This window comes from Pseudomonas nicosulfuronedens, assembly GCF_005877905.1.
In the GTDB taxonomy this organism is placed as follows: Bacteria; Pseudomonadota; Gammaproteobacteria; order Pseudomonadales; family Pseudomonadaceae; genus Pseudomonas; species Pseudomonas nicosulfuronedens.
Genome location: NZ_SWDV01000045.1, coordinates 20,824 through 45,116, shown reverse-complemented (window position 1 = coordinate 45,116; position 24,293 = coordinate 20,824). Strand labels below are relative to the sequence as shown.

23 protein-coding genes and 2 tRNA genes are annotated in these 24,293 nt (G+C 63.9%); 14 read left to right on the top strand and 11 right to left on the bottom strand.

Features of this window, described 5'->3' with window-relative positions; genetic code table 11:
- The first annotated feature begins 38 nt into the window (after window positions 1–38).
- Window positions 39–1,328: a M18 family aminopeptidase gene (locus FAS41_RS26665; protein ID WP_138526356.1), complete on the top strand. Its 1,290-nt coding sequence runs from the start codon at window positions 39–41 to the stop codon at window positions 1,326–1,328.
- A 178-nt stretch (window positions 1,329–1,506) separates the two neighbouring features.
- Here the strand turns inward: FAS41_RS26665 and FAS41_RS26660 are convergent, their stop codons facing one another.
- The gene (locus tag FAS41_RS26660) at window positions 1,507–2,223 is read right to left on the bottom strand and encodes a UTRA domain-containing protein (RefSeq protein WP_138526355.1); all 717 of its coding nucleotides are present in this window, start codon (window positions 2,221–2,223) and stop codon (window positions 1,507–1,509) included.
- Window positions 2,224–2,554: 331 nt separating this feature from the next.
- Here FAS41_RS26660 and FAS41_RS26655 point away from each other — a divergent pair, with 331 nt between their 5' ends.
- Genes FAS41_RS26655 through FAS41_RS26630 form a run of 6 tightly spaced genes read left to right on the top strand, consistent with a single transcriptional unit; the run spans window position 2,555 to window position 7,736 of the window.
- Window positions 2,555–3,613, top strand: coding sequence for an ABC transporter substrate-binding protein (locus tag FAS41_RS26655; protein WP_138526354.1), 1,059 nt, complete (start codon window positions 2,555–2,557; stop codon window positions 3,611–3,613).
- 57 nt (window positions 3,614–3,670) lie between these two features.
- Window positions 3,671–4,480, top strand: a complete 810-nt coding sequence (locus FAS41_RS26650; RefSeq protein WP_138526353.1) for an alkaline phosphatase family protein — start codon at window positions 3,671–3,673, stop codon at window positions 4,478–4,480.
- Complete coding sequence (locus tag FAS41_RS26645; RefSeq protein ID WP_138526352.1) at window positions 4,477–5,319, top strand: ABC transporter permease; 843 nt, start codon at window positions 4,477–4,479, stop codon at window positions 5,317–5,319. Before FAS41_RS26650 ends, FAS41_RS26645 begins: the two co-directional genes overlap by 4 nt.
- Window positions 5,303–6,091 carry an ABC transporter permease gene (locus tag FAS41_RS26640; RefSeq protein ID WP_138526351.1) on the top strand — a complete coding sequence of 263 codons (789 nt, stop codon included), beginning with the start codon at window positions 5,303–5,305 and terminating at the stop codon, window positions 6,089–6,091. Before FAS41_RS26645 ends, FAS41_RS26640 begins: the two co-directional genes overlap by 17 nt.
- Window positions 6,088–7,083 carry an ABC transporter ATP-binding protein gene (locus tag FAS41_RS26635; protein WP_138526350.1) on the top strand — a complete coding sequence of 332 codons (996 nt, stop codon included), beginning with the start codon at window positions 6,088–6,090 and terminating at the stop codon, window positions 7,081–7,083. The genes FAS41_RS26640 and FAS41_RS26635 overlap by 4 nt, the downstream gene beginning before the upstream one ends.
- On the top strand, window positions 7,083–7,736 hold the full coding sequence (locus FAS41_RS26630) for an HAD family hydrolase (protein WP_138526349.1): 654 nt from the start codon (window positions 7,083–7,085) through the stop codon (window positions 7,734–7,736). Before FAS41_RS26635 ends, FAS41_RS26630 begins: the two co-directional genes overlap by 1 nt.
- 181 nt (window positions 7,737–7,917) lie before the next feature.
- On the opposite strand, the gene FAS41_RS26625 is transcribed toward FAS41_RS26630, so the two are convergent.
- On the bottom strand, window positions 7,918–8,880 hold the full coding sequence (locus FAS41_RS26625; RefSeq protein ID WP_138526348.1) for an NAD(P)H-quinone oxidoreductase: 963 nt from the start codon (window positions 8,878–8,880) through the stop codon (window positions 7,918–7,920).
- 138 nt (window positions 8,881–9,018) lie between these two features.
- On the opposite strand from FAS41_RS26625, the gene FAS41_RS26620 reads away from it, so the two are divergent.
- The gene (locus FAS41_RS26620) at window positions 9,019–11,097 is read left to right on the top strand and encodes a carboxy terminal-processing peptidase (protein ID WP_138526347.1); all 2,079 of its coding nucleotides are present in this window, start codon (window positions 9,019–9,021) and stop codon (window positions 11,095–11,097) included.
- 91 nt (window positions 11,098–11,188) lie between these two features.
- A complete protein-coding gene (locus FAS41_RS26615) occupies window positions 11,189–12,937 on the top strand; it encodes a bifunctional diguanylate cyclase/phosphodiesterase (protein ID WP_138526346.1) in 1,749 nt (582 codons plus the stop codon).
- 1 nt (window position 12,938) lies between these two features.
- On the opposite strand, the gene FAS41_RS26610 is transcribed toward FAS41_RS26615, so the two are convergent.
- From FAS41_RS26610 to FAS41_RS26600, 3 genes are all read right to left on the bottom strand, one after another.
- Complete coding sequence (locus FAS41_RS26610) at window positions 12,939–13,355, bottom strand: SEL1-like repeat protein (RefSeq protein ID WP_246084944.1); 417 nt, start codon at window positions 13,353–13,355, stop codon at window positions 12,939–12,941.
- Between the two features lie 70 nt (window positions 13,356–13,425).
- The gene (locus FAS41_RS26605; protein WP_138526344.1) at window positions 13,426–13,791 is read right to left on the bottom strand and encodes a hypothetical protein; all 366 of its coding nucleotides are present in this window, start codon (window positions 13,789–13,791) and stop codon (window positions 13,426–13,428) included.
- Window positions 13,788–14,105, bottom strand: a complete 318-nt coding sequence (locus FAS41_RS26600; protein ID WP_138526343.1) for a helix-turn-helix domain-containing protein — start codon at window positions 14,103–14,105, stop codon at window positions 13,788–13,790. The genes FAS41_RS26605 and FAS41_RS26600 overlap by 4 nt, the downstream gene beginning before the upstream one ends.
- A gap of 97 nt (window positions 14,106–14,202) precedes the next feature.
- On the opposite strand from FAS41_RS26600, the gene FAS41_RS26595 reads away from it, so the two are divergent.
- Complete coding sequence (locus FAS41_RS26595) at window positions 14,203–14,949, top strand: substrate-binding periplasmic protein (RefSeq protein ID WP_246084942.1); 747 nt, start codon at window positions 14,203–14,205, stop codon at window positions 14,947–14,949.
- Here the strand turns inward: FAS41_RS26595 and FAS41_RS26590 are convergent.
- From FAS41_RS26590 to FAS41_RS26575, 4 genes are all read right to left on the bottom strand, one after another.
- A complete protein-coding gene (locus FAS41_RS26590; RefSeq protein WP_045210318.1) occupies window positions 14,937–15,362 on the bottom strand; it encodes a YkvA family protein in 426 nt (141 codons plus the stop codon). The genes FAS41_RS26595 and FAS41_RS26590 overlap by 13 nt on opposite strands.
- Before the next feature lie 374 nt (window positions 15,363–15,736).
- Window positions 15,737–16,477, bottom strand: coding sequence for a BamJ family beta-barrel-assembly machinery protein (gene bamJ, locus FAS41_RS26585; protein ID WP_138526342.1), 741 nt, complete (start codon window positions 16,475–16,477; stop codon window positions 15,737–15,739).
- Between the two features lie 285 nt (window positions 16,478–16,762).
- Window positions 16,763–16,839, bottom strand: a tRNA-Asp gene (locus tag FAS41_RS26580).
- Window positions 16,840–16,852: 13 nt separating this feature from the next.
- A tRNA-Val gene (locus tag FAS41_RS26575) sits at window positions 16,853–16,928 on the bottom strand.
- A gap of 177 nt (window positions 16,929–17,105) precedes the next feature.
- On the opposite strand from FAS41_RS26575, the gene rdgC reads away from it, so the two are divergent.
- From rdgC to FAS41_RS26555, 4 genes are all read left to right on the top strand, one after another.
- A complete protein-coding gene (gene rdgC / locus FAS41_RS26570; RefSeq protein ID WP_017522054.1) occupies window positions 17,106–18,026 on the top strand; it encodes a recombination-associated protein RdgC in 921 nt (306 codons plus the stop codon).
- A 73-nt stretch (window positions 18,027–18,099) separates the two neighbouring features.
- The gene (locus FAS41_RS26565; protein WP_138526341.1) at window positions 18,100–19,056 is read left to right on the top strand and encodes a bile acid:sodium symporter family protein; all 957 of its coding nucleotides are present in this window, start codon (window positions 18,100–18,102) and stop codon (window positions 19,054–19,056) included.
- Between the two features lie 134 nt (window positions 19,057–19,190).
- The gene (gene sugE, locus FAS41_RS26560; protein WP_017522056.1) at window positions 19,191–19,505 is read left to right on the top strand and encodes a quaternary ammonium compound efflux SMR transporter SugE; all 315 of its coding nucleotides are present in this window, start codon (window positions 19,191–19,193) and stop codon (window positions 19,503–19,505) included.
- A 205-nt stretch (window positions 19,506–19,710) separates the two neighbouring features.
- A complete protein-coding gene (locus tag FAS41_RS26555; protein ID WP_045210321.1) occupies window positions 19,711–19,920 on the top strand; it encodes a cold-shock protein in 210 nt (69 codons plus the stop codon).
- 63 nt (window positions 19,921–19,983) lie between these two features.
- On the opposite strand, the gene FAS41_RS26550 is transcribed toward FAS41_RS26555, so the two are convergent.
- The gene (locus FAS41_RS26550) at window positions 19,984–21,858 is read right to left on the bottom strand and encodes an MFS transporter (protein WP_138526340.1); all 1,875 of its coding nucleotides are present in this window, start codon (window positions 21,856–21,858) and stop codon (window positions 19,984–19,986) included.
- Between the two features lie 168 nt (window positions 21,859–22,026).
- Window positions 22,027–24,192: a TonB-dependent receptor family protein gene (locus tag FAS41_RS26545; protein WP_138526339.1), complete on the bottom strand. Its 2,166-nt coding sequence runs from the start codon at window positions 24,190–24,192 to the stop codon at window positions 22,027–22,029.
- Window positions 24,193–24,293 lie beyond the last annotated feature (101 nt).

The window sequence follows — 24,293 nt, the reverse complement described above, 5'->3', positions numbered from 1 at the left end:
ACGTTAAACTTCCGGCCATTCGCTGTCCGGAGTTACCCATGCGTACAGAACTCAACCAGGGCCTGATCGATTTCCTCGCGGCCTCCCCCACCCCCTTCCACGCCACCCAGGCCCTCGCCCGTCGCCTCGAAGAGGCCGGCTACCAGCGCCTGGACGAGCGTGACGCCTGGCGCACCGAAGCCGGCGGCCGCTATTACGTCACCCGCAACGACTCTTCGCTGATCGCTTTCAAGCTCGGCACCGCGCTGCTGCTGGAGAACGGCCTGCGCCTGGTCGGCGCGCATACCGACAGCCCCTGCCTGCGCGTCAAGCCCAACCCCGAACTGGTTCGCAACGGTTACTGGCAACTGGGCGTGGAAGTCTATGGCGGTGCGCTGTTCGCCCCCTGGTTCGACCGCGACCTGTCCCTGGCCGGTCGCGTCACCTTCCGCCTGGCCGGCAAGGTCGAAAGCAAGCTGATCGATTTCAAGGCGCCCATTGCGGTCATCCCCAACTTGGCGATCCACCTCAACCGCGAGGCCAACCTGGGCTGGTCAATCAACGCGCAGACCGAACTGCCGCCGATCCTCGCCCAGGTCGCCGCCGGCGAGACCCGCGACTTCCGCGACCTGCTCGGCGAACAGCTGCAGCTGGAGCATGGCATCACTGCCGACGCCATCCTCGACTATGAACTGAGCTTCTACGATACCCAGCGCGCCGCCGTGATCGGCCTCGACCAGGCGTTCATCGCCGGCGCCCGCCTGGACAACCTGCTGTCCTGCTTCGCCGGCCTGCAAGCCCTGCTGGTCAGCAACGACGAACAGAGCGGCGTGCTGGTCTGCACCGATCACGAAGAGGTCGGCTCCTGCTCGGCCTGCGGCGCCGACGGCCCGTTCCTCGAGCAAGTGCTGCGCCGCCTGCTGCCCGAGGGCGATGCATTCACCCGTACCGTGCAGCGCTCGCTGCTGGTCTCCGCCGACAACGCCCACGGTGTGCACCCGAACTACGCCGACAAGCACGACGGCAATCACGGCCCGAAGCTCAACGGCGGCCCGGTGATCAAGATCAACAGCAACCAGCGCTACGCCACCAACAGCGAGACCGCCGGTTTCTTCCGTCACCTGTGCCTGGAAAACGAAGTACCGGTACAGAGCTTCGTGACCCGCAGCGACATGGGTTGCGGCTCCACCATCGGCCCGATCACCGCTAGCCAGATCGGCGTGCGCACCGTCGACATCGGCCTGCCGACCTTTGCCATGCACTCCATTCGCGAGCTGGCCGGCAGCCAGGACCTGCACTACCTGGCCAAGGTGCTCAGCGCCTTCTACGACAGCGCCGACCTGCCCTGACCCCAACGCCTGGCACCCGCCGGGCGTTTTTCAATCAGACTGCAGCTACCTGCGCGCGACCACGGGCACAGCTTTCTTGTAGGAGCGAGCTTGCTCGCGAATCGCCCCACCCTAGATGACACACGTTGAGTCCGTTCGCGAGCAAGTTCGCTCCTACAGGCTCGCCGCAGACCTGGGATCAATCCGGCACCTCCACGCTCACATGGATGGCATCGTGCCGCCAGAACTCCAGGTCGCAATCGATGATGCGCCCGTACTGGTCGCCGTTGATGCGGGTGATCCGCAGCGCCGGGCTGCCCTCGGCGACACGCAGCACACTGGCCGCCTCGCCGTGCAGGGCGGTGGGGACCATGTCGAAGCGCACGCGGCCATAGCGGATGTCATAGCGGCTGGCGTACAGCTCGGTGAGCGAGCAGGTCAGGTCGCTGTCGAGGATGCCGGGGAAGTACGCCGGGTTGAGGTAGTGCTCGACATAGAGCACCAGCCGCCCGTCTACGCGCCGCAGCCGGCGGATCTGGTAGACGCTCGACAACGCCGGCAGCTCCAGCAGCTCGCAGATGGCCGCACTGGCCGGTATCTGTCGAGCCGACAGCACCTCGGTCGCCGGCATCCGTCCCTGTCCTTCCACCATGGCGTGGTAGTGACTGCGCACCAGCGGGTTGTACAGCAGGCGCGGCGGCGAGACGAACCAGCCGCGACGTTCCTCGCGGTAGATCAGCCCTTGAGCCTCCAGTTGCCCCAGAGCCTCGCGCAGGGTGATCCGCGTGGTATCGAACAGCTCGCTCAGCTTGCGTTCGGCCGGCAGCTTGCCGCCGGCGCTGAGCAGGCCGCTGTCGATCTGTTCGATGAGTGCGCGGCAGATCGCCGTGACCGTAGGTAGCGCCGTATCGCGCATTCGATTCCCTCTTTTGGACTAGTCCAGCCCCAGAACAGGGCATTTCTTTACCCCGACGGGGTGCGCTCATCCTAGGAAAGCCCGATGACCATCCTGTGACAATGCCTTTGCAAGCAGCGCCCATGCCAGATAACGACACCAGCGTAGACCAGGCGGATCAAGGCATTGGCCATGGTCTACGCTTTTCCCCGACGACCCGCAGGGCGCTCAAGGCCGGGCTGGCGCACCTGGGGCTTACATCAAACTGTCATCCGCCCCGCTTAGATTGGCCTGCGTCTTGCTGATCTAGACCACGCTTGAAAACACTGAACTTCATCCGAAGGAGCACCGAATGAAACGCTTGCTTGCTTCACTGCTGGGATCGGCCATTGCCTTGGGCAGCGGCCTCGCCATGGCGGCCAACGCCGATCTGCAATCGCTGGAAGCCGCCGCCCGCAAGGAAGGCCAGGTCAACAGCGTGGGCATGCCCGACAGCTGGGCAAACTGGAAGGACACCTGGAAGGACCTGGAGAGCAAGTACGGCCTCAAGCACATGGACACCGACATGAGCTCGGCCCAGGAGCTGGCCAAGTTCAAGGCCGAGAAGGAAAACGCCAGCGCCGATATCGGCGACGTCGGCGCGGCCTTCGGCCCGATTGCCATGCAGATGGACGTCAGCCAGCCCTACAAGCCCAGCACCTGGGACCAGGTTCCTGATTGGGCCAAGGACAAGGACGGCCATTGGGCGCTCGCCTACACCGGCACCATCGCCTTCATCGTCAACAAGCAGTTGGTGAAGGACGTCCCGCACAGCTGGGCCGACCTGCTCAAGGGCAAGTACAAGGTCACCATCGGTGACGTGAGCGCCGCCGCCCAGGCCGTCAATGGCGTGCTGGCCGCCAGCATCGCCAACGGCGGCGACGAGAAGAACATCAAGCCGGGCCTGGAGTTCTTCGCCCAGCTCGCCAAGCAGGGTCGCCTGTCGCTGACCAACCCGGTGATCAACACCCTGGAGAAGGGTGAAGTGGAAGTCGGCATCGTCTGGGACTTCAACGGCCTGAGCTACCGCGACCAGATCGACCCGTCGCGCTTCGAGGTGCTGATCCCCTCCGACGGCTCGGTGATCTCCGGCTACACCACCATCATCAACAAGTACGCGAAGAACCCGAACGCCGCCAAGCTGGCGCGCGAGTACATCTTCAGCGACGCGGGGCAGATCAACCTGGCCAAGGGCAATGCCCGACCGATCCGCGCCGAGCACCTGACCCTGCCGGCCGAGGTGAAGGCCAAGCTGCTGCCCAACGAGCAGTACGCCAAGGCGCAGCCGATCAAGGACCCCAAGGCCTGGGAAGAGACCTCCAAGCGTCTGCCGCGCCTGTGGCAGGAAAACGTCATCATCAATATGCAATGACGCCCAGCCGCCCCGGTTCGCGCCGGGGCGGCCGCGTTTCACCGAAGGCCCCGCCCCATGCGCCACGACGTCATCCTGGTCGTCCTCGACGGCCTCAACTACAGTGTCGCCCACGACTGCATGGGCCACCTGCAGGCCCTTTGCAACGCTGGCCGAGGCCAGCTGTATCGGCTGGAATGCGAGCTGCCCTCGCTGTCGCGCCCGCTCTACGAATGCATCCTTACCGGCGTGCGCCCCATCGACAGCGGCATCCTGCACAACGATGTTTCGCGCCTGTCCAACCAGCGCAGCCTGTTCCACTATGCCCGCGACGCCGGCCTGACCACCGCCGCGGCGGCCTACCACTGGGTCAGCGAGCTGTACAACCGCACGCCCTTCGACCCGGCGCGCGACCGTCATACCGACGACCAATCCCTGGCGATCCAGCACGGCCACTTCTACTGGACCGACCACTACCCCGACTCGCACCTGTTCACCGACGCCGAGTCACTGCGCCGCCGCCATGCGCCGAACTGCCTGCTGGTGCATCCGATGAACATCGACGATGCCGGGCACAAGCACGGCCTGGGCACAGCGCAGTACCGCAACAGCGCGCGGCATGCCGACATCATCCTTTCCGAGTACCTGCATCAGTGGCTGGCCGCCGGCTACCAGGTGATGGTCACCGCCGACCACGGCATGAACGACGACCGCAGCCATGGCGGCATCCTCCCCGAGGAGCGCGAAGTGCCGCTGTTTGTCTTCGGCGAGGCGTTCAGCCTCGATGACCAGGCGCGCCCGCGCCAGGTCGAACTCTGCGGCACGCTGTGCGAGGTCCTCGGCGCGCCCCACGACAAACCGCTCTGCCGGGAGTTGCTCAAGGCATGAGATCGAACACCGGAAAACTCTTCGCCCTGCTCTGCCTGCTGCCCTTCGCGCTGTTCTTCTTCGCCTTCCAGCTCGCGCCATTGCTGTGGGTGATGATCAACAGCGTGCGCACCGGCGACGGCTGGGGCCTGGGCAACTTCAGCGAGATCTTCGGCTCGCCGTTCTACCTGCAGGCGATCCGCTACAGCCTGGAGATTTCTGTCTGGTCGAGCCTGATCGGGCTGGCCATCGCCATCCTCGGCAGCTACTCGCTGCGCCAGGTGGACAGTAAGCTGCGCGACTTCGTGATGGCCTTCGCCAACATGACCAGCAACTTCGCCGGGGTGCCGCTGGCCTTCGCCTTCATCATCATCCTGGGCTTCAACGGCGCCATTACGCTGCTGTTGAAGCAGGCGGGGATCATCGAGGACTTCAACCTCTACTCGAAGACCGGCCTGATCATCCTCTACACCTACTTCCAGATCCCCCTGGGCGTCATGCTGCTCTACCCCGCCTTCGATGCCCTGCGCGAGGACTGGCGCGAATCCGCGGCACTGCTGGGCGCCAGCCAATGGGCGTTCTGGCGGCACATCGGCATCCCGGTGCTGACGCCTGCGCTGCTGGGCACTTTCGTCATCCTGCTGGCCAACGCGCTAGGCGCCTACGCCACCGTGTACTCGCTGACCACCGGCAACTTCAACGTAGTACCGATCCGCATCGCCGGGTTGGTCTCGGGCGACGTATTCCTCGACCCGAACATGGCCAGTGCGCTGGCGATGGTGCTGGTCGGCCTGATGAGCATCATTACCCTGGCCCACCAGTGGCTGCTGCGCCGGAGCTACCATGTCCAGAAACGCTAGTCCGCTGTACCACCGCGTGGTGGTCTATGCGCTGTTCCTGATCCTGCTGGTGCCGCTGGCCGCCACCCTGCTCTATTCGCTGGCCACCTCGTGGAGCGCCAGCGTGCTGCCGGACGGCCTGACCCTGAAGTGGTTCATGACCCTGTGGAGCGATCCGCGCTTCCTCGTCGCCTTCGGCCAGTCGCTGCTGGTGTGCTTCGGTGCACTGATCCTCAGTGTGGCGCTGGTGCTGCCGCTGATGTTCGTCATCCACTACTACTTCCCGCGCCTCGACGCGCTGATGAACGTGCTGATCCTGCTGCCCTTCGCGGTGCCACCAGTGGTGTCGTCGGTCGGCCTGCTGCAGCTCTACGCCTCGGGCCCGGTACCCATCGTGGGCACGCCGTGGATCCTGATCGGCTGCTACTTCACCATCGCCCTGCCCTTCATGTACCGGGCGATCAGCAACAACCTGCAGGCGATCAACCTGCACGACCTGATGGACGCCGCCCACCTGCTCGGCGCGAGCACCTGGCAGGCCGCCCTGCTGGTGGTGCTGCCGAACCTGCGCAAGGGCCTGATGGTAGCGCTGTTCCTGTCCTTCAGCTTCCTCATCGGCGAGTTCGTCTTCGCCAACCTGCTGGTAGGTACCCGCTACGAAACGCTGCAGGTGTTCCTCAACAACATGCGCAACAGCAGCGGCCACTACACCAGCGCGGTGGTGGTCTCGTATTTCCTCTTCGTCCTGCTGCTCACCTGGGCGGCGAACCGATTAAGCAAGGACAAGGCATGAGCTTCCTCAGCGTCGAGACACTGAACAAGAGCTACGGCACCACCACGGTGTTCCAGGACATCGACTTCGCCGCCGAGCGTGGCGAGTTCGTCACCCTGCTCGGCCCCAGCGGCTGCGGCAAGTCCACCCTGCTGCGCTGCATCGCCGGCCTCACCGCGGTGGACAGCGGGCGCATCCTGCTGGACGGTGAGGACATCGTTCCCAAGAGCCCGCAGAAGCGCGGCATCGCCATGGTGTTCCAGAGCTACGCCCTGTTCCCCAACATGACCGTGGAACAGAACGTCGCCTTCGGCCTGCGCATGCAGAAGGTGCCAGCGGCAGAGTCCGCCCAGCGTGTACGCGAGGCCCTTGAGATGGTCGAGCTCGGCCCACTGGCCGCACGCTACCCGCACCAGTTGTCCGGCGGCCAATGCCAGCGCGTCGCCCTGGCCCGCTCGCTGGTCACCCGCCCGCGCCTGCTGCTGCTCGACGAGCCGCTGTCGGCGCTGGACGCACGCATCCGCAAGCACCTGCGCGAGCAGATCCGGCGCATCCAGCAGGAACTGAAGCTGACCACGGTGTTCGTCACCCACGACCAGGAGGAAGCGCTGACGCTGTCCGACCGCATCGTGCTGATGAACGCCGGGCGTATCGTCCAGAGCGGCGACGCCGAGACGCTCTACACCGCCCCGGAAAACGCCTTCGCCGCCGGTTTCATCGGCAACTACAACCTGCTCGATGCGGCCCAGGCGACCCGACTGCTGGACCGTCCTTTCCGCCAGCAGGTGGCGATCCGCCCCGAATCCCTGCGCCTGAGCGTGCAGCCGGGCGAAGGCATCCCGGTTCGGGTACTCTCCCACAGCCTGCTGGGCAACGTGATCCGCTACCGGGTCGACGCCAGCGGCGTCGAGCTGACCGTGGACGTCCTCAATCGCAGCGCCGAGCGCCTGTACCCGGCCGGCACCGAGCTCGGCCTGCAAGTAGACATTGAAAGCATTCGGGAGGTGGCCTGATGGCCCTGGTGATATTCGACCTCGACGACACCCTGATCGACGGCGACTGCGCGAGCCTGTGGAGCCAGCGCATGGCCGATCTGGGCTGGGTTGACGCGGAGTCGTTCCTCAAGCGCGACGCCGAGCTGATGGCGCTGTACGCACAGGGCAAGCTGCCCATGGAGGACTACATGGCCTTCGCCCTGGAGCCGATGGCTGGGCGTAGCGTCGAGGAAATCGAGCGCGACGTGGAAGCCTTCGTCGAGGACGTGATCGAGCCGCTGATCCATAGCGACGCCTGTGCCACCCTGGCGCGCCACCGCGAGGCAGGCGACCGGCCGCTGGTGATCTCCGCCTCCGGCGTGCATCTGGTCAAACCCATCGCTGAACGCATTGGCATCGACGAAGTACTGGCCATCGACCTGGAAGTCGCCAACGGACACTACACCGGCCGCACCGTGGGTGTGCTGACCTACCGCGAAGGCAAGGTACTGCGCCTGCTCGACCTGCTGGAAGGCGATGACAGCCCGCTGGCCGAGGCACATTTCTACTCCGACTCGCGCAACGACCTGCCGCTGCTCAAGCTGGTGGGCAAGCCGCACGTGGTGAACGCCGACCCGGTGCTGCTGGAGCACGCGCAGAAGATGGGCTGGGATGTGCTGAACTGGAAGTGACTGCTTCACCCAGAAAAAAGGGCCGCTGATGCGGCCCTTTTTCGTTGCCTTCGCGCAGGAGAATCCATGGCGGAGCACCTGCTTTCGTAGGGCGCTCAATGCGCCAGCGTTACCCGCCATCGCAGAAGAAAGCGGATCACCTGTTCCAGGTTATTCGCCCTACGCCGTTATTCCCCGGTCGTCAGCTCAGACTCTCGTCGATCACTACCACCACCTTGCCCTGCACCTGGTTGCTCGCCAGGGCATCGAATGCGCTCTGCGCATCGTGGACCGGGAAGGTGCGCTCCAGTTGGGGGCTGAGTTTGCCGGACTCCAACAGCGGCCAGACCCGCTGCCCCAGCTCGGCGATCAGCCGTGCCTTGAAGTCGGCATCGCGCGAGCGCAGGGTCGAGCCGATCAGTTGAATGCGCTTGCCCAGCAGCAGGGCCAGGTCCAGTTCGGCCTTGCGACCACCCATCAGGCCGATGACCACCCATCGACCGTCACGGCCGAGGATTTCCAGGTCCAGCTTGGCGTAGTTCGCGCCCACCGGATCGAGGATCACATCGAAAGGCGCGAAATCCCGAAGCGATTCGAGACTCTCGCCGCGCAGCGCGCCGCCCTCGGCGCCCAAAGCCTCGCAGTAGGCCAGGCGATCAGCGGAGCCGACACTGACCCAGCAAGGGCTGCCAAAGGCCTTGCACAGCTGGATACCGGCCGAGCCGACGCCGCTGGCACCCGCGTGCAGCAGGACCTTTTCACCGGGTTGCAGCGCGCCGAGCATGAACAGGTTCAGCCAGGCAGTGGCATATACCTCGGGCAACGCGGCGGCTTCGGCCAGGCTCAGGCCGGCGGGTACCGGCAGCGCATGGCGCTCGTCCACCACGACTTCCTCGGCCATGCCGCCACCGGCCAGCAGGGCGCAAACGCGGTCGCCCACCTGCCAGGTGCTGCCGGCGCCGACCTCGATCACTACGCCGGAGCATTCCAGGCCAATGATGTCGCTCGCCCCCGGCGGCGGCGGGTAGAGACCGGCCACCTGCAGCAGGTCGGCGCGGTTGAGTCCCGCAGCGGCAACCTGGATGCGAATCTGCCCCTGTGCGCAAGTCGGGTTCGGGCGCTCGGCCCATTCCACTCGCCCTTCGATGCCTTGCAATGCGTTCACGCTGCCTCCATAGTGACCTTGCAGGGCCCGATCCGTAAGGTCGGGCCCTTTCTTCGCGCCGAATTAATCTGCGATTGAACCCGGCGCCGCCAATTAAGGCCTAATATGCGTCATAACTCCGCGATCAGTCGAATCAGCATGAAGCGATTTTTGCCCCGTACCGCCCTGTTGTTCATCCTCGGCGCAACCGCCTTTTCCTCGTTCGCGGCGACCACCAGCCCGAACGTCTGGGACGGTCTGCAGCCCGACCGGGATCAGGTGATCGCCAGCCTCAACATCGTTGAGTTGCTCAAGCGCCATCACTACAACAAGCCGCCGCTGAACGACGAGCGCTCGGCGAAAATCTACGACAGCTACCTGAAGACACTCGATCCGGCGCGGATGTATTTCACCCAGGCCGACATCGACCAGTTCACGCCCTGGCGCACCCAGTTCGACGACTTCCTGAAAAGCGGCGAACTGGAGCCCGGCTTCACCATCTACAAGCGTCACCTCGACCGCCTCAAGGAGCGCCTGGACTTCGCCCTGGCCACCCTGAACAAGGGCGTCGACAAGATGGACTTCAACACCGACGAGTCACTGGAAATCGACCGCGAGAAATCGCCCTGGGCGAAAGACAGCGCCGCGCTCGATGACCTGTGGCGCAAGAAGGTGAAGGACGAAGTCCTTCGCCTGAAGATCGCCGGCAAGGACAACAAGGCCATCCAGGAACAACTGACCAAGCGCTACAAGAACCAGCTGATGCGCCTGGAGCAGACCCGTAGCGAAGACATCTTCCAGGCCTACATCAACGCCTTCGCCCAGACCTATGATCCGCACACCCAATACCTGTCGCCGGACAGCGCGGAAAACTTCGACATCAACATGAGCCTGTCTCTGGAAGGCATCGGCGCCGTGCTGCAGAGCGACAACGACTACGTCAAGGTCGTGCGCCTGGTACCGGCCGGCCCCGCCGAGAAGAGCAAGCAGATCGCCACCTCCGACAAGATCATCGGCGTTGCCCAGGGCAAGGGCGAGATGGTCGACGTGGTCGGCTGGCGCCTGGATGAAGTGGTCAAGCTGATCCGCGGCCCGAAAGGCTCGCAGGTGCGCCTGGAAGTGATCCCGTCGACCAACGCGCCGAACGACCAGACCAGCAAGATCGTCACCATCACCCGCGAGGCGGTGAAGCTGGAAGACCAGGCGGCGAAGAAGTCCGAAATCACCATCGACCACGAAGGCAAGCCCTACAAGCTGGGCATCATCGACGTGCCGGCGTTCTACCTCGACTTCAAGGCCTATCGCGCGGGCGACCCGGACTACAAGTCCACCACCCGCGACGTGAAGAAGCTCATCGCCGAATTGCAGAAGGACAAGGTCGACGGCATCGTCATCGACCTGCGCAACAACGGCGGCGGCTCCCTGCAGGAAGCCACCGAGCTGACCGGCCTGTTCATCGACCAGGGCCCGACCGTGCTGGTGCGCAACAGCGACGGCCGTGTCGACGTGCTCAACGATGACGAGGGCAAGGCCTTCTACACCGGCCCGATGACCGTGCTGGTCAACCGCCTCTCCGCCTCGGCGTCGGAGATCTTCGCCGGCGCCATGCAGGACTACCACCGCGCGCTCATCGTCGGCGGCCAGACCTTCGGCAAGGGCACCGTGCAGACCATCCAGCCGCTCAACCATGGCGAGCTGAAGCTGACCCTGGCCAAGTTCTACCGCGTCTCCGGCCAGAGCACCCAGCACCAGGGCGTGATCCCGGACATCAGCTACCCGTCCATCGTCGACGACAAGGAAATCGGCGAGAGCGCCCTGCCCGACTCGATGCCGTGGGACACCATCAAGCCCGCGCTGAAGGCCCAGGCCGATCCGTTCAAGCCGTTCCTCGACCAGCTGCGCACTCGCCACGACGCGCGCACCGAGCACAACGCGGACTTCGTCTATGCCCGCGAGCGTCTCGCCCTGGCCCAGGAGCTGATGAAGGAGAAGACCGTCAGCCTCAACGAAGCCAAGCGTCGCGCCCAGCAGACCAGCATCGAGAACCGCCAGCTGGCCATGGAGAACGCCCTGCGCAAATCCAAGGGCCAGGAGCCGCTCAAGGAGCTGAAGAAGGAAGACGAGAACGCCCTGCCGGAAGAGGACAAGACCAAGCCGCAGGACGACGCCTACCTCACCGAGTCCGGGCACATCCTGATCGACTACCTGAATCTGGACTCCCAGGTCGCCAAACACTGATCGGATGTAATCAAACAGTCATGACGCTGTCGTGAAATGCACAGGGCCGGGAAACCGGCCCTTTTGCTTTTTACAGCCACCGAGAACCGTCATGACCGTCACCGAGCAGTTGAGCGCGCTGGATCAGATCCTCGCTCACGGCGACCTGCACTGCCTGTTCCAGCCCATCCTGTCGCTTTCGGAAAGGCGCCTGGTGGGCTACGAAGCCCTCACCCGCGGCCCGTCCAATGGCCCCCTGCACTCCCCCCTGCCCTTGTTCAGCATCGCTCGCAGCAGCGGCCGCCTCAGCCAACTGGAGCTGCTCTGTCGGCGCAAGGCCTGCGCGCGCTTCCGCGACCTGAAACTGGAGGGCAAGCTGTTCCTCAACGTGTCGCCGGAATCCCTGCTGGAGCCCACCCACCAGCCCGGCCGCACGTTGCAGTTGCTGCAGACCTTCGGCATCTCGCCCAGCGACGTGGTGATCGAGCTGACCGAGCAGACGCCCATCGAGGACTTCACCCTGCTCGACACTGCGCTGCACCACTACCGCGCGATGGGCTTCTCCATCGCCCTGGACGACCTGGGCGCGGGTTATTCCAGCCTGCGCCTGTGGTCCGAGCTGCGCCCCGACTACGTGAAGATCGACCGCCACTTCATCGAAGGCATCCACCTGGATGCGGTGAAGCGCGAGTTCGTTGGCTCGATCCTGAAGATGGCCCACGCCTCCCGCGCCCAGGTAATTGCAGAAGGCATCGAAATTCCGGAAGAGCTGGCCGTGCTTTCGGAGATGGGCGTGGACCTGGTGCAGGGCTACCTGCTCGGCCGTCCTAACGAAACGCCTCCGCGCGATGCCCGAGCCCTGCTGCCAGAGGTGGACAACGCGGGGACATTGCTCACCGAAGATCAGTCCGACCTCGAACCGCTGTTGCTGGAGCAGCCGGCAATGCGCGACAGCACGCCTATCGGTGATGTACTGGAAGCCTTTCGCGCCCAGGCCAACCTCAACTCCCTGGCGGTGCTGGACCGCGACGACCAGCCGGTGGGGATCGTCCACCGACATGCGCTGTCCGACGCCCTGCTCAAGCCCTTCGCTCCGGAGCTGTACGCGCGCAAACCGATCAGCCGACTGATGAGCGACGACTTCCTCGCGGTGGAGCGCAGCCAGTCGCTGCAGCAGGTCAGTCGCCTGTTGACCAGCCGCGCGCGGCAGCGCATCGAGGAAGACTTCATCATCACCCTGAACGGCCGCTACCTCGGTCTGGGCCGGGTGATCGATGTGCTCAAGCTGATTACCGAACAGAAGATCCGCCAAGCCCGCCACGCCAACCCACTGACCCTTCTGCCGGGCAACGTCCCCATCCAGCAGTGCCTGTCACGTCTGTTGCAGCAAGGCCGCGAAGCCGTGGTGTGCTACGTCGACATCGACAGCTTCAAGCCCTTCAACGATCTCTACGGCTACGCGCGCGGCGACGAGGTACTGCTGTGCCTGGCGCAGTGCCTGGGCGAGCGGGTGGATCCGACGCGGGACTTCGTCGGCCACATTGGAGGCGACGACTTCATGCTGGTGCTGGGGACACAGGACTGGCGCGAACGCCTCAATCACCTGCTGGAGGACTTCCAGGGACAGTGCCGGCGCTTCTACAGCCGCGAGCACCTGGACGCGGGCTGCTTCGTCGCACACAACCGCCAGGGGCGACGCGAGGAATATCCGCTGTTGTCACTGTCGATTGGTGTGGTGCACGTGAAGAGTGGCGCCGGACAGCGCCTGGATGCCAGCCAGTTGGCCGGGCTGGCCTCGGAGGCCAAGCGTCACGCGAAGAATATGCCCGGCTACAGCCTGCACATCCTCACCGCCGAATGAGTCAAAGCCCCAGCTGGCGAGCACGCGTTTCGTAGTGCTCGGCCTGGGCTTCATCGGGCTCCAGGCCGGGGCCGCCACTGCGATACAACTCGCCGAGCTTGCGTGCCGCCAGCGGGTGACCCGCCCCGGCCGCCTGCCCCCAGTAGCGCGCGGCTTCCTGTGCATCACCGGCATGGCGGGTATCGCCCTTGAGCGCTTGCACGCCCACTTGGTAAGCCGCCTTGTCGTCCCCCGCCGCAGCGGCGAGGCGCAGCAGACGCAAGCCCTCCTCGCGAGCGCCGTAACCCTGCCCGCGGAACAGCAGCAGGTGCCCATAGAAGCTCTGTGCACCAACGTCCCCCAGCGCTGCCATGCGCGCAAACTGGCCCTGCATCCAGGCCCAGGAACGCGGCTGCCGAACCATCCATGGCCAGCCCATCAGGCGTCGCGCCACGGCATAACTCAACCGCGCACGCAGGCGCCAGAACAGCTCGCGAGGTGTCGCCACGTCAGAGGTCCTCGGGGTACTCGAACTCGAAGACGCGCGCGACTTCTGCTGCGTGCCAACCCGCCGCAGCAGGCCCATCCGGCGCGCCGGAGAAACGACCCAGTCGCTCGACGTACTCGAAGAAACCGGTCCGAGGCAGGCGGCTGGCACCCTGGCTGATCACCAGCGAGCTGCGCAGCGGACGACCGGCGCGGGCATCCAGCGCAGCCAGGTGTTCCAGCGCGGCGGTCAGCACAGTCATGGCCGGAGTCGGCAGTTGCAGGCGCTCGATCAGCGCGCGGTAGGTGAGCAGATGGCGTTGGCGGCGGGCGTCTTCCAGCTCGCCGAGCAGGCCTTCCCAATGCTTGCGACTGATCTGCACGCTCAAGAAGCCGACTCCCCAGTGCCCAGGGCACGACGCAGGCCATGCTGGATGGCGTCGCTGGCTTCGCGCTCGCCGTTCTCGATCAGGTCCAGGTAGGACGGGCTGATACCCACCGAACGCGCCAGCGATTCAATGGATAAGCCACGGGCTTCTCGCAGGGTTTTCCAGTCCGGCTTCTCGTCCAGTGCCGGTGCGGCGACCGGTTTGACGATCTGGGCGGCACCTCGGCCGGCAGCTGCCAGCAATGCCTGGTATTCGGCCCAGGGGACCACGGCGTATTCCGCTTCGCCGTCACGCATTATCACTTGCACGTTCATGACAACACTCCTTGCAGACGGCCATCTTAACAGCCTGATGCGTGCCTGTGCCGGCTATACTGCACACCGCCTCACGCCACCAGACAGGGGGGCCGACTTGCAACGCTTCCTTCCGTTCTGCCTATGCCTGGCCAGCGCCCTGTGCGGCGCCGAGGAACTGCGCTGGGGCTATTCGCCAAGCAACGGCATGCCCTACGCAGAAAGTATCGACCATGAATTGGCACCTGGCTTCATCCGCGATCTGGGCGAAATCGTCGGGCAGCATCTGGGGCTTGAGGTTCGCTTCGTCGAAACGCCGGACAAGCGCGCCGAACCTGCACTCGCCCAGGGTGCGATCCACCTGCTGTGCATCAACAATCCGCAGTGGATGAAGGCACCGGAGAAGCTGCACTGGTCGCCGAGCCTGTTCGAGGAAGAAGACGCCCTGGCCCAGCGTGCAGACGCGCCGCCTGTGGACAACCTCGCGCAGTTGCACGACATCCGCATCGGCACCAGCCTGGGCTACGTCTATCCCGCGCCGCTGATGCAAGCCTTCGCTGAAGGTCGGGTGAAACGTACCGACGTGCGCGACCTGGATACCCGCCTGCATATGCTCGAAGCCCATCGTCTCGACGCACTGATCGAGATGCGCCGACCGCTGGAGTTCCTTCTCGCGCAGCACCGCGAACTGCCCGTCGCGATCAACAGCCGCAATGTGCAGCGCTACTCGATCTTCTGCTCGTATGGCCCGGCGCTACCGCTACCCGCCGAACGACTGGATGCCGTACTGCAGGCGATGGTGAGTGACGGCTCGATCCAGCGCCTGCTTGGCGAACAGACTGCACGGTTGCATCAAAGGCGCTGAATCGCTTCCGGCGGCGGGAGCTGCTTCAGTGCTTCGCGGGTTTCCACTCCCTGCGCATCGCGCCAGACCTTGAAGGCATCGATCTCCGATTGCCAGCGACGGATCACCCAGGCCAGCACCGCCAGGTCGTCGAGGAAACCGACGCCCAGCAGCCAGTCGGGCACCAGGTCCACCGGCGAGAGGAAGTACAACAGCGCCGCCACCACCGAGACCAGCGCCTGGGAACTGATGCCGCGGTAATCGCCCCGCACCCAGGCCACCAGCAACTCCTGCAGCAGCTTCAGATCGGTCTTGGCCAGCTTGACCCGGCCACTCTTTCGCGACACCGCGAACAGCAGTGCCGGCAATCTCCCGCCAGCGATGAAACGGCTGGCGAGCTTCAGGAAACGGTCAAATCCCGGAGGCTTTTTCATCGACTCACCTCGATAGGAAGATTCGTACAGAGCGGGTTCAGGTTATCCACCTTTCCTGTGGATAACTCTGTTGAAAGCCACCCCCTATATCGCCAAAACGCCCGAGCCACGAGGCCTGCAGACAGATCGGCGATTTTTTGTTCAGCCCTGTAAATGCGTTAAAAATCATGCAGTTGCGGCTAAGCGATGGGCTCATCAATGTCAAGGGGAGGACATTGTTTCAACTGCGTCAAATATGTGCATAAGGGTAACACCGCCCCCAAGGTTACTCCCTTTCAGACCCGGTGGTCAGCGCAGCGTTCCAGAGCGTTCCCGGCACAAATGAAAACGCCCCGTGGGTAACGGGGCGTTTTCTCTGGTACGAAGGTACTCAGTTACTTCTTCGGTTCTTCCGCCGGAGCTTCGGCAGCGTCAGGCTGGTTCGGGTCCTTGATGGCCAGCAGTTCCAGGTCGAACACCAGGACCGAGTTGGCCGGGATGGTCGGGCTCGGGCTCTGGGCGCCATAGGCCAGCTCGCTCGGGATGAAGAGCTTGATCTTCTCGCCGACGTGCATCAGTTGCAGGGCTTCGACCCAACCCGGAATCACGCCGCCAACCGGCAGGTCGATCGGGCTGCCACGCTGGATGGAGCTGTCGAAGACCGTACCATCGACCAGCTTGCCTTCGTAGTGAACGGTGACGACGTCGGTGGCCTTGGGCTGTGCGCCGTCGGCTTTCTTCACGACTTCGTATTGCAGGCCGGACTTGGTGGTGACCACGCCTTCGCGCTTGCCGTTTTCCTCGAGGAATTTCTTGCCGGCTTCCAGCGCCTCGGAATTCTTCTTGGCGACCTGCTCTTCAGCACGCTTCTGCAGGGCGCTGAAGGCTTCGGTGAGCTCTTCGTCGGTCAGCTTCTGCTTCTGTTTGCCGACAGCGTCTTCGATCCCCAGGGCGACGGCTTTCGAATCCAGGTCATTCATGCCTTCCTGGGCGAGGCTCTTGCCCATGTTCAGGCCGATGCCGTAGGACGCTTTCTGCGCAGGAGTCTTGAGTTCCACTTCGGCGGCCTGTTTGTCGCAGCCCGCGAGAACCAGGCCGACCAGCGCGATCGCTGCCGCCAACCGATGTTGTTTCATGCTGAATCCTTGTCTTTGCGCCGTCATGGCTGAAGTAATGAAGCCGCGAGCTTATCAGGCGCTCGTGGCCAGTGGCTATGGGCAATAGGAACCACTGCCAAGGGAGAAGTTCCCACAGCAAACTTATAAGAAAATTAACAGGATAAGTCAGACGGCCAGCACGAAATCGCTGTGATCGAAGCGGGCAACTTTCGGCGGGGAGCTTTTGCGGGAAAAGCATTTGCAGATAAAAGGCAGGCAAAGAAAAAGCCCTCAGGTATCGCTACCTGAGGGCTTTTCGAATTGTGGCGCAGCGGACGGGACTCGAACCCGCGACCCCCGGCGTGACAGGCCGGTATTCTAACCGACTGAACTACCGCTGCGTCGGACCTCGAGTGGTGGGTGATGACGGGATCGAACCGCCGACCCTCTGCTTGTAAGGCAGATGCTCTCCCGGCTGAGCTAATCACCCTTCGTCTCGAAGTGGGGCGCATTCTACGAAGGACATTTGCACCTGGCAAGCCCCCGGATGAAAAATTTTTTCAGATGTTCCAAAGGCTTAGATGAAGAGCGCGAATGACGAAACGGGGTTGGCCTGAACCGCGCCGAACGGAATAATGCATCCTTTGTGTCCAGGAGTTAGCCCCTCATGTGGTTCCGCAACCTGCTCGTATACCGCCTCACCCAGGATCTGCAGATCGACGCCGATGCCCTGGAGAAGGCCCTGGCCAGCAAGCCGGCGCGCTCCTGCGCCAGCCAGGAACTGACTACCTACGGTTTCTCCGCACCTTTCGGCAAGGGCCCGGACGCCCCGCTGGTGCACGCCAGCGAAGGCTTCTTCCTGGTCAGCGCGCGCAAGGAAGAGCGCATCCTCCCTGGCAGCGTGGTGCGCGACGCGCTCAAGGAGAAGGTCGACGAGATCGAAGCTGCGCAGATGCGCAAGGTCTATAAAAAGGAGCGCGACCAGCTCAAGGACGAGATTGTCCAGACCCTGCTGCCGCGTGCCTTCATCCGCCGTTCGGTGACCTTCGCCGCCATCGCCCCGAGCCTCGGCCTGATCCTGGTCGATACCTCCAGCGCGAAGAAGGCCGAAGACCTGCTGTCCACTCTGCGCGAAGCCTTGGGCTCGCTGCCGGTTCGTCCGCTGACCGTGAAGACCGCGCCGACCGCCACCCTGACCGACTGGGTGAAGACCCAGGAAGCCGCCGGCGACTTCTTCGTCCTCGACGAGTGCGAGCTGCGTGATACCCACGAAGATGGCGGCGTGGTGCGCTGCAAGCGCCAGGACCTGACCAGCGAGGAAATCCAGTTGCACCTGACCTCCGGCAAGCTGGTCACCCAGCTGTCCCTGGCCTGGTCGGACAAGCTGTCCTTCGTGCTCGACGACAAGGTCGCAATCAAGCGCCTGCGTTTCGAAGACATGCTGCAGGAAAAGGCGGAGCAGGACGGCGGCGAAGACGCCCTCGGCCAGCTCGACGCCAGCTTCACCCTGATGATGCTGACCTTCGCCGAGTTCATTCCGGCACTGATCGAAGCGCTCGGTGGCGAAGCGATGCCCGAAGGCATCTGATGCCCCATCAGGCGCCGCCTCCGCGCGGCGCCTGACAACACAGCAAGGCCCACATTAAAGAGAAGGACGGCCCATGCGTGCTTTCATCCTGCTCAGCCGCTTCATGGGCAACACCTTCGCTCTCTGGGTGCTGCTCTTCGCCATCCTGGCTTTCTTCGCCCCCTCCCTGTTCACTCCGCTCACCGTCGCTATCGTGCCCATGCTCGGCGTGGTGATGTTCGGCATGGGCCTGACGCTCAAGGTCGAGGACTTCGCCGAAGTCGCCCGGCACCCCTGGCGTGTCACCCTCGGCGTGATCGCCCACTTCGTCATCATGCCGGGCATGGCCTGGCTGCTCTGCCAACTGATGCAGCTGCCGCCGGAAATCGCCGTGGGTGTCATCCTGGTCGGTTGCTGCCCCAGCGGCACCGCCTCCAACGTGATGACCTGGCTGTCGCGCGGTGACCTGGCGCTGTCGGTGGCCATCGCTGGCGTCACCACCCTCCTCGCCCCGCTGCTCACCCCGGCGCTGATCTGGCTGCTGGCCTCAGCCTGGCTGCCGGTGTCCTTCGGCGCGCTGTTCTGGTCGATCCTGCAGGTCGTCGTGGTACCCATCGTCCTCGGCATCGTCGCCCAGCGCATGCTCGGGGCGCGAGTTCGTCACGTGGTCGATGTGCTGCCGCTGATCTCGGTGATTTCCATCGTGATCATCGTCGCCGCCGTGGTCGCCGCCAGCCAGGCGAAGATCGCCGAGTCCGGCCTGCTGATCATGGCCGTGGTAATCCTGCACAACGGCTTTGGCTTCCTGCTCGGCTACTTCACCGCCAAGGTCTTCCGCCTGCCGCTGGCACAGCGCAAGTCACTGGCGCTGGAAGTCGGCATGCAGAACTCCGGCCTCGGCGCGGCCCTGGCCAGCGCCCACTTCTCACCGCTGGCGGCAGTGCCCAGCGCGCTGTTCAGCGTCTGGCACAACATCTCCGGCGCCACGCTTTCCACCTGGTTCCGCCGCATGACCGACGATCCACCCGTCCAGAAGACCGCCCCGCAATAGGGCAGAAGGCCGGCGCCGGGTTGCCCGGCGCCCCACATTTGTGCAAAATAATGCACATTGTGAGGACGACCTCACCACCTTCCGGTGCTCCAGCGGGGACGGCCCTTTCTTCCATCCACCGTCTGGAGAGCTCCATGTCCTGGATCATCCTGTTCGTCGCCGGCCTGTTCGAAGTCGCCTGGGCCGTCGGATTGAAATACACCGAAGGTTTCACCCGTCCGATACCGACCGCTTTGACCGTGCTGGCGATCATCACCAGCATGGGACTGCTGGGCCTGGCCATGAGAAATCTGCCGCTGGGCACCGCCTACGCCATCTGGACCGGCGTTGGCGCAGTGGGCACCGTCATCGTCGGCATCGTGCTGTTCGGCGAGTCCATGGCGCCGGTACGCCTGCTCAGCGTTGCGCTGATCCTGTGCGGACTGGTCGGCCTGAAATTGAGCCACTGACGCTGTATCGGTTCTCGATACCGGCGGGCTGTCGCTTTCCCGAAAATTTGTCGGTATGCTGCGGGCCACTGTGTTTGCTTGGGTCACTGTGGCTCGTGACCAGGTGGGGCCATGCCCCGCCGCCCGGCTTCGACTGCACCTTGCAACTCAGGACGAGCGCGGACTTTTCCGCAAAACAATATTCAATTGTTCAAGGTGTATTTCCATGTCGAATCGTCAGACCGGCACCGTCAAGTGGTTCAATGACGCCAAGGGCTTCGGCTTCATCACTCCGGAAAGCGGCAACGATGTCTTCGTGCACTTCCGCTCCATCCAGGGCACCGGCTTCAAATCGCTGCAGGAAGGCCAGAAGGTCTCCTTCGTTGTGGTTGAAGGCCAGAAGGGCCTGCAGGCTGACGAAGTTCAGGTTATCTGAACCACGACACGCCCATGAAAAAGCCCCGGCATCGCCGGGGCTTTTTCTTTGCCGCCAATAAAGTCAGCGGGCCGCGCCGCGCAGAGCCGCAACCTGCTCCTGCAGCACCAGGCGCTTGGCCGCCTCCGGTGCCACCGGCTGACCCGCCACCAGACAGACCCGCGACCACAGGCGACGGAAGAAGCCCTTCTGCGGATCGCGACTGAAGAAGCTGCCCCACAGTCCCTGTAGCGCCATGGGGATCACCGGTACCGGGGTTTCCTCGATGATCCGCTCGATGCCGCCACGGAACTCGTTCATCTCGCCGTCCAGGGTCAGCATGCCCTCGGGGAAGATGCATACCAGCTCCCCTTCGCGCAGGTATTCGGCGACCTTGGCGAACGCCTTCTCGTAGGTCGCGGCATCTTCGTTACGTCCGGCGATGGGCACGGCGCCCGCGGTGCGGAAGATGAAGTTGAGCACCGGAATGCGGAAGATCTTGTAGTACATGACGAAGCGTACCGGACGACGCACGGAGCCGGCGATCAGCAACGCATCGACGAAAGACACGTGGTTGCAAACCAGCACGGCCGGGCCTTCATCGGGGATGGCTTCGAGGTTGCGATGGTCGACCCGGTACATCGAATGGGTCAGCAGCCAGACCAGGAAGCGCATGGTGAACTCGGGCACGATCTTGAAGATGTACACGTTCACCGCGACGTTCATCAGCGAGAGCACGAGGAACAGCTCGGGGATCGTCAGCTTCGCCACCGACAGCAGCAGGATCGAGACGATCGCCGCGACCACCATGAACAGCGCGTTGAGGATATTGTTGGCGGCGATCACCCGTGCGCGCTTGTCCTCCTCGGTGCGCGCCTGGATCAGTGCATACAGCGGCACGATATAGAAGCCACCGAAGATGCCGATGCCGAGGATGTCCGCCAGCACTGCCCACGACTGCGAATGCTCCAGCACCGCCAGCCAGTTGTAGGGCTGCTCGCCCTGTGGGAAGCCGCCCGAATGCCACCACAGGAGGATCCCGAACAGGCTCAGGCCGATGGAACCGAAGGGCACCAGGCCGATCTCCACTTTCTTGCCCGAGAGTTTTTCACAGAGCATCGAGCCCAGCGCGATACCCACCGAGAACACCGTGAGAATCAGCGTCACTACACTCTCGTCGCCGTGCAGCAGCTCCTTGGCGTAGGTCGGGATCTGCGTCAGGTAGACCGCGCCGAGGAACCAGAACCAGGAGTTGCCCACCAGCGAGCGCGACACCGCCGGGCGCTGGCGCAGGCCGAGCAGGAGGATGCTCCAGGACTGGCGGAAGATGTTCCAGTCGACCTTCAGGTCCGGCAGCGCGGCGGCGGCACGGGGGATGTTGCGGCTGGCGAGAAAGCCGCAGACGGCCACCAGCACCACGGCGATGCCGACGCCTGCGGCATAGTCCTGCCGCGACATCAGCACGCCCGCACCGATGGTGCCGCAGAGAATCGCGAGGAAGGTGCCCATTTCCACCAGGGCATTGCCGCCGACCAGTTCGTCCTCACGCAGGTGCTGCGGCAGGATCGAATACTTCACCGGGCCGAACAGCGCCGAGTGGGTGCCCATGGCGAACAGCGCAAGGAACAGCAGTGGCAGGCTGCCGAACACGAAGCCGGCCGCGCCCACTGCCATGATGACGATCTCGGCCAACTTCAGCGCGCGCATCAGCGCGTCCTTGTTGAACCTCTCGCCGAACTGTCCGCCCAGGGCGGAGAACAGGAAAAATGGCAGGATGAACAACAACGCGCAGAGGTTGACCAGCAGGTTGCGGTCACCGCCGACGGTGAGGTGGTAGAGGATCGCCAGGATCAGCGACTGCTTGAAGATGTTGTCGTTGAATGCACCCAGCAACTGGGTGATGAAGAAGGGCAGGAATCGCTTGGTGCCCAGCAGGGCGAATTGCGAGTGTTGAGACATCGTCCTTGTATACCTGCGTAGCGGCCTTTAGCCGGAATGACAGCACGGATATGACGGCAACAGCGTGAAGAAAAGCCACATTTCCGGCACAAATCCATTCGAACAGTGCAATCCGTGCAAGAAAAAGCCCGTCGCGAAGGACGGGCTTTTCACTGGGCCTGGGCGACGTCAGAAGCCGACGCTGCCCTGCACGTAGAAGGTGCGCGGCTCGCCGAGGTAGATACCGGCGTTGTTGTCGCTGGAACGGGTGTAGTTCATCTGGTCGAAGATATTCTTCACCCCGGCGGCGACTTTCAGGTTCGACGCCTGCGGGCCGAAGTCGTAGCCCACACGGGCATTCCACAGCACGTAGCCGGGGATGTCGCCGTACTGGCCATCGGCGCTCGGTTCGGTGATGTAGTTGCCGGTGAAGCTGCCGTTGGAGTTGGTGGTCGGGCCGGGCGCGCGCTGCTTCGACTGGGCGAAGCCGTCGAAGTTGTAGGTCCAGCGGTCATGCTCGTAGCGCAGGCCGATGGTCGCCACCTGGCGCGAGTACAGCGGCAGGTCGCGGCCCTTGAACGACGGGATCTCACCTTCGTAGGTGGCGCGGGTATAGGTGAAGGTGCCGTAGGCGGTCAGGCCGGCGAGGACCGGGTCCAACGCAGCCAGGTCGTAGTGCGCCGAGGTCTCGATGCCCTGGTGCTTGGTCGCGCCCAGGTTGGTCCAGCCCACATCGTTGCTGATGTACTGCAGTTCGTCGTCGAAGTCGATGTAGAACAGCGTGACTTCGCCACCCCAGGTGCCGTTGTCGTAGCGGGTGCCCACTTCGTAGGTCTTCGCCTTCTCCGGCTGCAGGCCGCTGGCGGTGTCATTGCCGCTACCGCCCTGGCCGAGCTGGAAGTACTGCAGGCTGCCGAAAGAGGTCTCGTAGTTGGCGAACAGCTTCCACTCGTCCGACAGGTGATACATCACCGCCAGCGCTGGCAGCGGCTCGTTGTAGTCCTTGCTGCGGTTCTTCTCCTGGACCGGCTTGCCCTTGTTGTCAAGCACAGGGCGCTCATGCCAGTCGGTGGAGATGCGCTCGAAGCGGATGCCCGGGGTGACGGTCCAGTTGCCCACGTCGATCTTGTCGTCGAGGTAGATGGAGTTCGCCTCGGTGCCACCGGTGCGGTCCTGATAGATGTGGCCGTCAGCGCCCGGCTGCACGGTGGGAATGTTGTTCACCAGGCCGACCTGGCTGGCGCGCTCGTGCATCGCCTCCTTCAGGTAGCGGTAGCCGATGCTGGCTTCTTGGGTGGTCGGGCCGACCATGAAGATCTTCGACACGCGCGGCTCGATGCCGAAGGTGTGGTAGTCGCGCGGATAGGACGCCAGCGTCTTGAGGTCGCGGTTGGCGATGGTGCTGCCACGGAAGCTGTCGCTGTAGTAGGTCAGCACTTCGACCTGGGTGAGATCGTCGATCTGCCGCTTGTACTTGAGCGAGACGTCCTTGCGCCGGCCGGTGAAGTTGTCGTAGTCGCGCACCGACTGGTACGGGTCCTTGTCGAACTGCGCCTGGGTCAGGCCGCCGGGCATGTCGGCGCTGCCGTCGTAGTAATGGAAGTTGGCGGAGAACTCGTCGACGTCGGTGGGCGCCCAGTGGGTCTTGAACATCACGTCGTCGATGTCGGTGGCGTCGTTGCTGTCACGATAGCCCGCGCCCTTCACGCCCGAATACAACAGCGCAGCGCCCATGCCATTGTCGGCAGTACCACCGAGGAAGGCGTTGTAGAGTTTCTTCCAGCCACCGTGGGAAGCGGTTTCCACGGTACTGCCAACATCCCCGGAGAACTCCTTGGGAATCGCGCGGGTGACGAAGTTGATCACCCCGCCGACGTTCTGCGGGCCATAGCGCACGGAACCGGCACCACGCACGACGTCGACGCTGTCGAGGTTGCCGACCGACAGCGGGAACATCGACAGTTGTGGCTGGCCATAGGGCGCCACGGCGGCCGGGACGCCATCGATGAGCACGGTGGAGCGCGGCGACAGGCGCGAGGTCAAACCGCGTACGCCGACGTTGAGGGAGACGTCACTGCCGCCGGTACCGTTGTTGTCCTGCACCTGCACGCCGGGAATGCCGCGCAGCACGTCGCGCACATTCTGCGCGCCCTCTTCGATCATCTGTTCGCGCCGCACCACGGTGCGTGCGCCGGGGTGGTTCTGCACCACCTGCTGGTCGGCTTCGCCAAGCCAGTCGCCGACCACAGTGACACTCTCCAGCTCCTTGGTCTCTTCCTCGGCCTGCGCCGGCAGCAGCGGCGCGGCCAGGGCTACGGCGATCGCCAGGCGCGACCATGAACGAACGTGCGACATGCTTCCCCCTCCCCGGGTACTTCGTGAAGGGGCGGGAAATTAGAACTGATTGTAAATTTTGTAAATGCAAATGTATCGCAAATGAAAAAATATTTCGGTTG